This window comes from Actinoplanes sp. CA-252034 (genome assembly GCF_050956125.1).
Taxonomy (GTDB): Bacteria; Actinomycetota; Actinomycetes; order Mycobacteriales; family Micromonosporaceae; genus Actinoplanes.
In genome coordinates this window covers 1,296,614-1,307,766 of the sequence record NZ_CP191846.1, presented here as the reverse complement: position 1 = coordinate 1,307,766, position 11,153 = coordinate 1,296,614, and the positions used below count along the sequence as shown (strand labels likewise).

Genomic DNA, 11,153 nt, shown 5'->3' with positions numbered 1-11,153 from the left:
ATGCCGGTAGGGGAGGCGGCCCGCGCGACGGGCGGGCTACCCTGGTGATCATGCGCGTCTCTCGTAGCGAGTGGTGGCTGCCCTGACGGGGCGGCACACCCACACACGCGCGTTCATCCTTCCGCGGCCGCCCTCACCGGGCGGCCGTTTCTCGTGATCCTGGTCTCCCGGCGGGCGGTCACCCGTACCCCTCCAAGGAGATCGACATGACGACGACCCGCCGCCTGACCGGCTTCAAGCCCACCGGCCACCTGCATCTCGGCAATCTGCTGGGCGCTCTGCGCCCGCTGCTCGCCGTGCAGGGACACACCGATTCCATCGCGCTCATCGCGGACCTGCATGCGATGACCATGGAGCACGACCCCGAGCGGGTACGCGCCCTCACGCTCGAACAGGCGACGGTCATGCTGGCCGCCGGCGTGGACCCGGAGCGCACCCCGATCGTCGTGCAGTCGCACGTCCCCGAGCACACCGAGTTGCACTACCTGCTGGAGTGTGTGACCGGGTTCGGCGAGGCGGCCCGCATGATCCAGTTCAAGGAGAAGTCGGCCGGCGGCGGTCACGTCCGCCTCAGCCTGCTCACCTATCCGGTGCTGATGGCCGCCGACATCCTGCTGCACGACACGCTCCAGGTGCCGGTCGGCGAGGACCAGAACCAGCATCTCGAGCTGGCCCGCACTCTCGCGACCAGGTTCAACAGCCGCTACGGGCCGACGTTCACGGTGCCCGAGGGGGTGCGCCCGGAGGCCGCGGCCCGGGTGATGGATCTCGCCGACCCGACCGCCAAGATGGGCAAGAGCACCGGGTCCGGGCGGATCGGGCTTCTCGACCCTCCGGACGTGGTGCGCCGGACGATCGCGCGGGCGGTCACCGACGAGATCGGCGTGGTCCGCCGCGACCCGGAGAACCAGCCGGGCGTCACCAACCTGATCGACGTCCTGGCCGCCTGCTCGGGGCGGCCACCGTCCGACCGGCACTCCTACGGAGCGCTGAAACGCGAGGTCACCGACGCGGTGGAGGCTCTGCTCGCGCCCATCCGGGCACGGCACGCCGAACTCACCGAAGACCCCGCGCACGTCCGGAAGATCTTGGCGGAGGGCGCCGCGCGGGTCCGGCCACGAGCCGCGGAGACGGTACGCCGTACGCGTACCGCCCTGGGCCTACTGGACTAACGCCGCCAGCCGTTTCTCGAAGCGCACCCGGTCCCGCGTGATCGGCGTGACCTGCCGGTACCCCGACGACTGGTAGAGGGCGATCGCCGCGGACTGCCCCACCTCGAGCTCCAGCCGGAGCAGGGGCCGTCCCGCGGCGAGCGCCTCCTCCTCGATTGCCACGATCATCTGGCGGGCCAGGCCGCGGCCGCGGAAGGCCGGGCGGACATACATCCGCCGCAGCTCGGCCGCGTCCGGGCCGAGCGCCTGCCAGGCCCCGCACGCCACCGCCCGGCCGTTCACGACTCCGAGCAGATACTCGACGTCATCGTCCGGCGCGAACGTCCGATCACCCGCCGGGATGCCGGAGCCGATCGATTCCCGCTGCTGGGCGGTGATCAAGGCGGCGAGTTCCGGGTCCAGGGAGGGGCGGATTTCGATCAGCACCCGCGTGACTCTAGGTGACGACCGTTTCCGGCGGGTTGCGCTGATCTGGCCGGATGCCTATCCGTCGGTGTCGCCCTCGATGTCATCCTCGTCACTCACCAGCACCGGAAGCTTCGAGTTGGAGATCGTGCTGACCGTCCCGTCGGCGGCCATGTGCACCATCTCGTCCTCGTTGCGGACGCGACGGGCCTTGCGAGCCGCAAGCCGCTGCGCCGCCGAGGGCCGGGTGTCGAGCTCCTCGAGGCGGGAGTCGGTGCCACGGGGGCCGGAAATGTACTCGCCGGCGTTGGGGTGCCAGTCGAACTCCCGTGTGCCGATGCGCACCGCGTCGCCGGCCTGGGCACCCTTCTTGCCGAGCTCAGCCTCGACACCGAGCCGCTCCAGCCGGTCACCGAGGTAACCGATGGCCTCGTCGTTGTCGAAGTTGGTCTGCTTGATCCAGCGCTCCACCCGGGCGCCGCGGATCACGAAGACGCCGTCCTCGTCCTTCTCGATCGTGAAGCCGCTGTCGTCGACCGCACGCGGGCGGATCACGATCCGGGTGGCCTCCTCGACCGGCTTGGCCGCGCGGTAGTCGGCGACCAGCTTGGCCAGGGCGAACCCGAACTCACGCAGGCCCTCCCGGGTCATCGCGCTGACCTCGAACACCTGGTAGCCGCGAGCCTCCAGATCGGGGCGGACCATCTCGGCCAGGTCGCGCCCGTCCGGAATGTCGATCTTGTTGAGCACCACGATGCGGGGACGGTTCTCCAGGCCCCCGTACGCGGCCAGCTCGGCCTCGATCGCGTCCAGGTCGGCCAGCGGGTCACGCTCGATCTCCGGCGCCGCCGCGTCCAGCACGTGCACCAGCACCGAGGTGCGCTCGATGTGCCGCAGGAACTGCATGCCCAGGCCCTTGCCGGTGGCCGCGCCAGGGATCAGGCCGGGCACGTCGGCGATGGTGTAGGTCTGCTCGCCGGCCTGCACCACGCCCAGGTTCGGCACGAGGGTCGTGAACGGGTAGTCGGCGATCTTCGGCTTGGCCGCGGACATCACCGAGATCAGCGACGACTTGCCGGCCGACGGGAAGCCGACCAGGCCCACGTCGGCGACGCTCTTCAGCTCCAGCACCACGTCCAGTCGGTCACCGGGCTCGCCCAGCTCCGCGAAGCCGGGAACCTTGCGCCGGGCGTTGGCCAGCGACGCGTTGCCCCGGCCGCCACGACCGCCACGGGCCACGGTGAACTCGGTGCCGGCCCCGACCATGTCGGCCAGCACCTCGCCGTCCTCGGTCTGCACGACCGTGCCGTCCGGCACCTTGAGGATCAAGTCACGGCCGGTCGCGCCGTCCCGGTTGGATCCGGCGCCACCACCGCCGTTGTTGGCCTTGATGTGCGGGTGGAAGTGGAAGTCCAGCAGGGTGTGCTGCTGCGGGTCCACCACCAGCGTGATGCTGCCGCCGTGGCCGCCGTTGCCACCGTCCGGCCCGCCGAGCGGCTTGAACTTCTCCCGGTGAACGGAGGCACAGCCGTGGCCGCCGTCACCCGCCTGCAGGTGCAGCACTACCCGGTCGACGAACGTGGTCACTTGCGACTCCGTTTTTCAGATCGATGCACGGCGTGTGGAAGCGCCGCAGAAAACAACAGCGGGCCGCGGACCCGAGGGTCCACGGCCCGCTGTAGAGAAAAACTACTCCGCGACCGGCACGATGCTGACGGTCTTGCGACCGCGGGCCGTGCCGAACTGGACGTTGCCGGTGGCGAGCGCGAACAGCGTGTCGTCGCCACCACGGCCGACCAGGTCACCGGGGTGGAACTTCGTGCCCCGCTGGCGGATCAGGATCTCGCCGGCGTTGACCAGCTGGCCACCGAACCGCTTGACACCAAGTCGCTGGGCGGCGGAATCACGGCCGTTACGCGAGCTTGATGCACCCTTTTTATGAGCCATGGCGCGCCTACTTCCCGGTCTTGATGCCGGTCACCTTGACGCGGGTCAGCGGCTGGCGGTGCCCCTGGCGCTTGTGGTAGCCGGTCTTGTTCTTGAACTTGTGGATCCGGATCTTCGGACCCTTGGTGTGCTCGGCGATCTCGCCGGACACCGTAACGTTGGCAAGCTTGGCCGCTTCGGTCACCAGGTTGTCACCGTCGACGAGGAGGACCGCGGCGAGGGTCAGGGCATCGCCGGGCTGACCCGCGAGCTTCTCTACCTCGATCACGTCGCCCTCGGCAACCTTGTACTGCTTGCCGCCGGTCTTGACGATCGCGTACATGGGACGCGGACTCCCTGAGACTTACGCAGCCAAATGGCTGCTGGCGGATGGTGCTGAGATTCCGGCGGGCGCTCAAGTGTTACCGGAGCGCGCACGGAGCTAGCGCCGAAAAGGCGCCGTCGGAAAGACTACTTCATCGCGGGGCCGAGGCCCAAACCGGGCTGTCACCCTCGGCCGCAGGCCTTGTCCAGCACGGCGTGCAGGTCGGCCAACTTCTTCTCGTTGAGCTTGGTGACGTCGCCCTTGAGCGCCGTGACCTGCGCCCCCATCGCGCTCAACGCCTTCTTGACCGTGGGGTCGGCGGCCAGCTTCGACATGTCGAGCAGGGCGAAGGAGAAGCTCTGCAGGTCACGGGTGACCTTCTCCTGCGCCTTGGCCTTCGCCTCCTTGCCCTCCGCCGCCGCCTTGGTCAGCAGCTGATAGTCCTCGGCGAACGTCTTGCCGAAGTCGTTGCTGGTCCGGCTGGCCTGGGCGCAGATGGCCTCGGTGTCCGCGGAGAGGGCGGCGTCGGTCGGCTTCTCGGTCTGCTGAGCCTCGGCCGGGGCCGCGCTGCCGTCCGCCGCGGCGGGGCGGGCCCCTGGGCGGCCGGAGACGCCGGCTCGTCACCGCCGGAGCAGCCGGTCAACAGGACCGCGGAGATCGCCACCGCGGCGAGGGCAGGGATACGCATGTGACTCGGTCTCCTCGGGGGACAGGGATCGATCCGCCGAGGGTAACGGAAAACCCGGCCCGGTAGTTAACTTTCTTTACAAGTAACTACCGGGCCGGATCCTCACAGGTCAGGGACGCGTACGCCGCCGCGCGCCACTGCGCCTAGAGCGCCGGCGGGTGCCCGAGCCGGCGCCCACCACGTCGTCGTCCTCGTCCTCGTCCTCGTCGTCGGCCGCGTCCGGGTCGTCCGCGCCGGCCAGCCTCAGCGGCTCGTCGTCGGTCGCGTGCGTGCCGTTCGCCTCGGTCGACGTCTCGTAACGCGACAGGTCGTACCCGCTGATGTCGTACTCGTCGTCATCGCTCGAAGTGGTCAGCGCAGGCTTCGGCGCCCGCCGGACGATGCCCGACCCGGCGACCGGAGCGGCCGGCGGCACCTCGGCCACCTCCGCGGCCGGGCCCGGCTCCACCGCCGGTTGCACGGCCACCGGCTGCGCGGCCACCGGCTGCACCGGCTCCACGGCCGCCACCGGATCCACGGCCGCGGGCGCCGCCTCGGTGATCGGCTCGGGGGCCGACTCGACGACCGATTCGGTGACCGTCTCGACCGGCTGCTCCACCGGAGTGCTGTCGCCACCCCGGCGCCGCCGCTGGCGAGCCGGCGGCTGCTGCTGCACCGGTGCCTCGGTGCGCGGCGCCGCCGCTGCCACCGCCTTCACCTGGGTGCTCGCGCCGCCGCTGCCGCCGCTGTTGCCACCACCGCCGCTGCCGCCGCCGCTGTTGCCACCACCGCCGCCGTTGGACCGCTTCTCCGGGACCGGCTCCGGGTGGATCACCACGCCCCGGCCCTTGCAGTGGTCACAGGTCTCGCTGAACGCCTCCAGCAGGCCCGCGCCGATCCGCTTACGGGTCATCTGCACCAGACCGAGCGAGGTGATCTCGGTGACCTGGTGCTTGGTCCGGTCGCGGCCCAGGCACTCGGTGAGCCGCCGCAGCACCAGGTCGCGGTTGCTCTCCAGCACCATGTCGATGAAGTCGATCACCACGATGCCACCGAGGTCGCGCAGCCGCAGCTGGCGCACGATCTCCTCGGCCGCCTCCAGGTTGTTGCGGGTGACCGTCTCCTCCAGGTTGCCGCCGGCACCGGTGTACTTACCGGTGTTGACGTCGACGACGGTCATCGCCTCGGTCCGGTCGATCACCAGGTGACCACCGGACGGCAGGAACACCTTGCGGTCCAGGCCCTTGAGGATCTGCTCGTCGATGCGCCACTCGGCGAAGACATCGGCCACGCCGGTGTGCCGCCGCAGCCGCTCGACCAGATCCGGGGAGACCGAGTCGAGGTAGTTCTCCACCTCGGCGTACGCCTGCTCGCCCTGGACCACCAGCTCGCGGAAGTCCTCGTTGAAGAGGTCCCGGACCACCCGGATGACCAGGTCGGGCTCCTCGGAGAGCGCGCGCGGCGCGTTGCCCTCGGCGGCCCGGGCCTGGATGTCCTCCCACTGCGCCTGCAGCCGCTTGACGTCGCGGGCCAGCTCGTCCTCGCTCGCGCCCTCGGCGGCGGTCCGGACGATCACGCCGGCGCCGTCGGGCACCATCTTCTTCAGGATGTCGCGGAGCCGCTTGCGCTCGTTGTCCGGCAGCTTGCGGCTGATGCCCGAGGCGTTGCCGTTCGGCACATAGACCAGGTGCCGGCCGGAGAGCGCGATGTGGCTGGTCAGCCGGGCGCCCTTGTGACCGATCGGGTCCTTGGTGACCTGCACCAGCACCGAGTCGCCGGAACGCAGCGCCTGCTCGATCGAGCGGGCGCGCCCCTCCAGGCCGGTGGCGTCCCAGTTGACCTCACCGGCGTAGAGCACGGCGTTACGGCCACGACCCACGTCGACGAACGCGGCCTCCATGCTCGGCAGCACGTTCTGGACCTTGCCCAGGTACACGTTGCCGACCATGGTGCCGGAGGTGGCCCGTGCGACGTAGTGCTCGACCAGGACACCGTCCTCGAGCACGGCGATCTGGAGACGGTCGGTCTTCTGCCGCACGACCATCACCCGGTCGACCGCCTCACGACGGGCCAGGAACTCCGACTCGCTCAGGATCGGCGGGCGGGTGCGGCGCTGCTCACGGCCGTCCCGGCGGCGCTGGCGCTTGGCCTCGAGCCGGGTCGAGCCGGAGACACCCTGCACCTCGTCGGAGGTACGGCGGGGCTCGCGAACCCGGACGACGGTGTGCACGCCGTCCTCGATGCCACCGGTCTCGGTGTCACCGGAGCCCTTGCGGCGACGGCGGCGACGGCGGCGGGTGACCCCGTCGCCCTCGCTCTCGCCGTCCTCCGGCTCCTCCTCGTCCTCGGCCTCGTCGGCGGACGCCTCGGCGCCCTCCTCCGCGTCGGACTCGGCGTCCACGTCGCCGTCCTCGGCGTCGTCGGTCGGGCCCTTGCCCCGGCCCCGGCCACGACGGCCCCGGCGGCGGCGGCGACGGCCCAGAGCACCGTCCTCGTCGTCGTCGCCCTCCTCGCCGTCCTCGACGTCGTCGGCGCTCTCGTCGACCTCGTCGACCGCCGGCTCGACTTCGGTGACCGCGACCTCGGCGGGCTCCTCGGCCGCACCACGACGACGACGGCGGCTGCGGCGGGCGCCCTCGACGGGCTCCTCCGCGCCGGTCTCGGCCTCGGCCGTCACCTCGGGGGTGACCGGCTCGGCGGTGATCTCCGGCACCGCGACCGGCACGGCGGCCGGACGGCGGCGGCGGGTCGTCGGCGCGACCGGTTCGGCCTGGGTGGCCTCCGGGGGCATGAACAGCACGGGGGGAGGCAGGGGGGCACGGCGTCCGCGGGTGGGCTCGGCCGGCTCCTCCACGAAGTCGTCGTCGAGCGGGAGGATGCCGACCACCGGGAGACCGGCGGCACGGGCCGCGGAGGCGGCCTGCACGGCGGCCTCCTCGATGAGGGCGGCCTCGTCCTCCTCGGAGAGCTCCTCCTCGGCGACGGGCGCGGGCGGGATGACCGCCACCTCGACCGGGACGTCGGCGGGAGTCGGGTCCTCGGTGGGGACCTCGACGAGCGTCGGCTGCTCGGCGGCCGGCTCGACCTTCTTGCGACGGGCCCGGGTGGCCTTCTTCACCGGCGCGGGCGCGACCTCGGCGGTTTCCGCGGCGGGACCCTGGGCGTCAGTGGCCGACGTCTCAGTGGCCGACGTCTCAGTGACGGGCACCTCAGTTGCAGGGGCCTCACTCGCGGCGGCCGGCTCGACCTTCTTGCGGCGGGCCCGGGTGGCCTTCTTCACCGGTGCGGCCGCCACCTCTATCGCGGCGCCGGGCTCAGCGGTGCCGGGCTCGACGGCACCGGGCTCAGTGGTGCCAGGCCCAGCTGTACCGGACTCAGCGGAGCCGGGCGTAGCGGTACCAGGCACAGCAGCGACAGGCCCAGCGGCGCTGGACTCCGCGGCGCTGGACTCCGCGGCGCCAGCCGGTTCCACGGTGCCGGCCGCCTGTGACGTCTCGGCCGGCTCCGCGGGCGGAGCGGTGGCTTTACGGCGCGGGGCGCGCGTCCGGCGGACCGGGGTGGTGCTTGCGGCGGTGTCGCCGGGAGGAGTGGTGGCTCCGTCCCGCTCACCGCCCTGATCTCCCAGGTTGACTGGGGGCTCGTTATCGAGCATGGGGCGCTCTCCAGTTTCTCGGCGACCCCGGGCGCGGGTGAGCGCTGCCACGCAGGGTCGCTGCAAAGTTTTTCGGGCCCGGCCTACACAGTCGGGCTTGCCGAAGTCTGCCAGTGAACCTTTCTCAACCTGGCATCAGCCGAAGACCACCGGTCCGTTGTCCGGTTCCGGGTGTTACCCGCCTCGCCATGTTGAAAAACGCTCAAGAACGCCGGCCGGCCTCCCGGCTAGCGCTCTCCGATGCCGACGTCCACGCGATCCGTGTCCAACGGATCAGCGATCTCCCCCTGCGCGGTGAGTGTGCCCTGGGCCAGCCGGGTCACCCGTGGGGGCACCGGCGGCTCCAGGCCAGCCACCACGCGTAGGCCGGAGAGGACGTCATCGGGCCGAACGGCGGGAGTAACCTGCCGTACGACAAGGTCGATTATCGCACACGGTACCGCAACGGCCTCGGAAGGTAGGTCCGGCGCACCGGCCACCTCACACCGGGTGACCGCTGCCCGCGCGTCGAAACTCCGGCGGCCCTGCTTGGTCATGCGCTCCACCAGGACTTCCGGGGAGTCCAGGAACGCCGCCACGGCCTTCTCCGCCACCTCCGGCCCGACACCGGGCAGCTCCAGACGCCAGTGAGAGGCGTCGATCCGGTCAGCGAGGCTGCCCGGACCGGCGATCACCGCCTCCAGCACGTCCAGGCCCGGGGAGAGCGCGGCATCCAGCGCGGCACGCAACTCCTCCGGGTCGACCGGGGCCTGCAGGCCGATCTCCAGGTACTCCGCCTCACTGCCGACCCCGGTCGGGGCGGCGCTGGCGTACGAGATCTTGGGGTGTGGGGTGAAGCCCTGCGAGAAGGCGATCGGCGCGTTCGCACGTCGCAGCGCCCGCTCGAACGCGCGGGCGAAGTCACGGTGCGACGTGAAGCGCAGCGGGCCGCGCTTCGCATACCGGAGGCGGATCCGCTGGACGACCGGGGCCTGGCCGCCGACGGGCTGGTTCTTCGGAGGAATCGTCTATCTCCTAAGCGGGAACCCTTTGCGAAGGGCTTTCATTCGACTTCAGGGTGGCGGGCGGGGCGGTCAAACGGGTTACAGGTGTCAGGGGCAGCAGCTTCTTGCCGGTCGGGCCGATCTGGATCTCGGTGTCCATCGACGGGCAGACGCCGCAGTCGAAGCACGGGGTCCAGCGGCAGTCGTCCTGCTCATACTCGCTCTTGGAGTCCTGCCAGTCCTGCCAGAGCCAGTCCTTGTCGAGGCCCGAGTCCAGGTGGTCCCAGGGCAGGACCTCCAGCTCCTCGCGCTCACGGGTGGTGTACCAGTCCAGGTCGACGCCGAACTCCGGCAGCACCTCGGCGGCCGCGGCGACCCACCGGGCGTACGAGAAGTGCTCGGACCAGCCGTCGAACCGGCCGCCGTTCTCCCAGGCCCGGAGGATGACCTTGCCGACCCGGCGGTCGCCGCGCGACAGCAGGCCCTCGATCAGTGAGGGCTCGCCGTCGTGGTAGCGGAAACCGATCGCCCGGCCGAGCGAACGGTCGCTGTTGATCGCGTTCTTGAGCATCTTGAGCCGGCCGTCGATGGTCTCCGGTGTGTCCATCGGCGCCCACTGGAACGGGGTGTGCGGCTTCGGAACGAACCCGCCGATCGACACCGTGCAGCGGATGTCCTTGGTGCCGGCGGCCTCGCGACCAGCCCGGATCACCTCGTGCGCCATCTCGGCGATCTCCAGGACGTCCTCGTCGGTCTCACTGGGCAGGCCGCACATGAAGTACAGCTTGACCTGGCGCCAGCCGTTGGAATACGCCGTGACGACCGTCCGGATCAGATCCTCCTTGGTCACCATCTTGTTGATGACCTTGCGGATCCGCTCCGAGCCGCCCTCGGGCGCGAACGTGAGACCGGTGCGCCGTCCGTTGCGGGACAACTCCTGCGCCAGATCGATGTTGAACGCGTCGACCCGGGTGGACGGCAGCGACAGCGAGACGTTGGTGTCCGCATACTGCTCGGCCAGCCCGGAGCACATGTCACCGATCTCGGAGTGGTCGGCGCTGGAGAGCGAGAGCAGACCGACCTCGCTGTAGCCGGAGAACTCCAGGCCCTCCTTGACCATCTGGCCGACCGTGGTGATCGACCGCTCCCGCACCGGGCGGGTGATCATGCCGGCCTGGCAGAACCGGCAGCCACGGGTGCAGCCGCGGAAGATCTCCACGGCGTAGCGCTCGTGGACCGTCTCGGCCAGCGGGACCAGCGGCTTCTTCGGGTACGGCCAGGCGTCCAGATCCATCGTGGTGCGCTTCGACACCCGGAACGGCACGTCCGGCCGGTTCGGCACGACCCGCTGGATCCGGCCGTCGGGCAGGTAGTCCACGTCGTAGAACCGGGGCACGTAGATGCTCTCGGTCCGGGCCAGGCGCAGCAGCAGCTCGTCGCGCCCGCCGGGACGGCCCTCGGCCTTCCACTCCCGGATGATCCCGGTGATCTCCAGGACCGCCTCCTCGCCGTCACCGAGCACCGCGGCGTCGATGAAGTCGGCGATCGGCTCCGGGTTGAAGCTGGCGTGCCCGCCGGCCAGGACGATCGGGTGGGACTCGTCACGGTCGGCACTGTCCAGCGGGATGCCGGCCAGGTCGAGCGCGCTGAGCATGTTGGTGTAACCCAGCTCGGTGGCGAAGGAGATCCCGAACACGTCGAACGCCGTCACCGGCCGGTGCGCGTCGACGGTGAACTGCGGGACGCCGTTCTCCTTCATGAGCGCCTCGAGGTCGGGCCACACCGAGTAGGTGCGCTCGGCGAGCACGTCCTCCTGCTCGTTGAGCACCTCGTAGAGGATCTGCACGCCCTGGTTGGGCAGGCCGACCTCGTAGGCGTCCGGGTACATCAGAGCCCACCTGACGGTGGTGGTGTCCCAGTCCTTGACGACGGCACCGAGCTCGCCGCCCACATACTGGATCGGTTTGCTGACCCGGGGCAGCAGCTGCTCCAGCTGCGGGAAGACGGAACTCACGCTCATGGG

At 70.7% G+C, this 11,153-nt stretch carries 9 protein-coding genes; 1 reads left to right on the top strand and 8 read right to left on the bottom strand.

From position 1 onward, the window contains the following. Positions 1–206 precede the first annotated feature (206 nt). Positions 207–1,172, top strand: a complete 966-nt coding sequence (gene trpS / locus ACQPZW_RS06030) for a tryptophan--tRNA ligase (protein WP_433793835.1) — start codon at positions 207–209, stop codon at positions 1,170–1,172. Here trpS and ACQPZW_RS06025 read toward each other — a convergent pair. The 8 genes from ACQPZW_RS06025 to ACQPZW_RS05990 form a co-directional block, all read right to left on the bottom strand. Beyond that, positions 1,161–1,598 (bottom strand): GNAT family N-acetyltransferase, encoded by a 438-nt coding sequence (locus ACQPZW_RS06025; protein ID WP_433793834.1) that lies wholly within the window; start codon positions 1,596–1,598, stop codon positions 1,161–1,163. The two genes, trpS and ACQPZW_RS06025, sit on opposite strands and share 12 nt — an antisense overlap. A gap of 57 nt (positions 1,599–1,655) precedes the next feature. Then, positions 1,656–3,164: a GTPase ObgE gene (obgE, locus tag ACQPZW_RS06020; protein ID WP_433793833.1), complete on the bottom strand. Its 1,509-nt coding sequence runs from the start codon at positions 3,162–3,164 to the stop codon at positions 1,656–1,658. A gap of 102 nt (positions 3,165–3,266) precedes the next feature. Beyond that, a complete protein-coding gene (rpmA, locus tag ACQPZW_RS06015) occupies positions 3,267–3,524 on the bottom strand; it encodes a 50S ribosomal protein L27 (protein ID WP_433793832.1) in 258 nt (85 codons plus the stop codon). A gap of 7 nt (positions 3,525–3,531) precedes the next feature. After that, a complete protein-coding gene (gene rplU, locus ACQPZW_RS06010) occupies positions 3,532–3,846 on the bottom strand; it encodes a 50S ribosomal protein L21 (protein WP_093621557.1) in 315 nt (104 codons plus the stop codon). Positions 3,847–4,010: 164 nt separating this feature from the next. Next, entirely contained in the window at positions 4,011–4,163 is a 153-nt protein-coding gene (locus tag ACQPZW_RS06005) for a hypothetical protein (protein WP_433793831.1), read from the bottom strand. A gap of 462 nt (positions 4,164–4,625) precedes the next feature. Then, complete coding sequence (locus tag ACQPZW_RS06000) at positions 4,626–7,775, bottom strand: Rne/Rng family ribonuclease (RefSeq protein ID WP_433793830.1); 3,150 nt, start codon at positions 7,773–7,775, stop codon at positions 4,626–4,628. A gap of 599 nt (positions 7,776–8,374) precedes the next feature. Further along, on the bottom strand, positions 8,375–9,070 hold the full coding sequence (locus tag ACQPZW_RS05995; RefSeq protein WP_433797442.1) for a TIGR03936 family radical SAM-associated protein: 696 nt from the start codon (positions 9,068–9,070) through the stop codon (positions 8,375–8,377). A gap of 91 nt (positions 9,071–9,161) precedes the next feature. Continuing rightward, positions 9,162–11,150 carry a TIGR03960 family B12-binding radical SAM protein gene (locus ACQPZW_RS05990; RefSeq protein ID WP_433793829.1) on the bottom strand — a complete coding sequence of 663 codons (1,989 nt, stop codon included), beginning with the start codon at positions 11,148–11,150 and terminating at the stop codon, positions 9,162–9,164. Between the last annotated feature and the right edge of the window lie 3 nt (positions 11,151–11,153).